This window comes from Cobetia sp. UCD-24C, from assembly GCF_001306765.1.
Taxonomy (GTDB): domain Bacteria; phylum Pseudomonadota; class Gammaproteobacteria; order Pseudomonadales; family Halomonadaceae; genus Cobetia; species Cobetia amphilecti.
The window spans coordinates 1-1,101 of record NZ_LJTD01000028.1; the positions used below are offsets into that span (position 1 = coordinate 1).

Sequence of the window (1,101 nt, forward strand, 5' to 3'; positions counted from 1 at the left end):
ATATTTGGTGACCTTGTCACCACTCATCGGCAAGCGCTCACACGAATTACCTGATCATATTTTTAAAGAGCGTCGCTGTTAAGCGAGGAGGCATATTCTACCCGGAACGCTTGAGAAGTCAAGCACTTGATGATGAGTCAGTCGACTGCCTCTAAGCATCATCAAGCGGTGAGGAGCGTTGCTCGATCACCTGTTCCGTAAGGAGTGCGGCGTATTCTAGCGAATCGCCCGGGATTGTCAATCGATGAATTCGAAGCGGGCTTCAAAAAAATCAAGTAAAACAATCACCTGCAAACCTCTTTCACCGCTGGTAACGCCATGCGTCCCCGGCAGCGGATGCGTACTTTACGCACGAACCACCGTGAGGGCAAGGGCTTTTTGAAGATCAGGCCAGATTTCGCCTTCACACCCCTGATTCTGGCACCCGGAGCACTCCAGCCAGGCGATCTCTGGTAACAAGGCTCGTTTTTAGCACCCTTTTCTTCACCTGGCGGCGCACGCAAAAAACACGGTCTTGCGCATAAAAAAACATCCTGAATGACACCACTCCCGACCCAGACATGATGGAAATGAGCATCCCTCTGATGAACTCCGACGCCGACAGACCCATGCGAGGTGCCTTAAGCCGCACAAAAAACGCCCCCACAACAAAAGCTGCAGGGGCGTTTCTTGGCAAAACCAGGCATAAAGAAAAAGCGCACATCATTTTTCGTCAATGACAGAACCATCACAGCACGATGATGAGCCAAAGACTTTCTTCTTGCACAGCCAGGGAAAGCTTATCTCTCGCCCACAGCTATTTCGCATCCAGGACTTCCTGCGTAAATTGTTCCTGAGCACAACTTTTTCTCATCACAAAGAGAACCGCCCCTGTAGCAAGGCTACAGGGGCGGTTCGGTATAAGTGCCTGACGATGACCTACTCTCACATGGAGAAACTCCACACTACCATCGGCGCTAAGCGGTTTCACTTCCGAGTTCGGCATGGGATCGGGTGGTTCACGCTCGCTATGGTCGTCAGGCGAAACGGTGGCATCTTGCGATGCCTGAGTCTCGAGGCTTGTGGCCTCGCGACTCGCAATATGAATCATGCTGACCGATA

The 1,101-nt window shown here is 51.7% G+C and carries 1 rRNA gene; it reads right to left on the reverse strand.

The annotated features are described in order from the left end of the window. Nucleotides 1–905: 905 nt before the first annotated feature. A 5S ribosomal RNA gene (gene rrf, locus AOG28_RS17390) occupies nt 906–1,021 on the reverse strand. Nucleotides 1,022–1,101 lie beyond the last annotated feature (80 nt).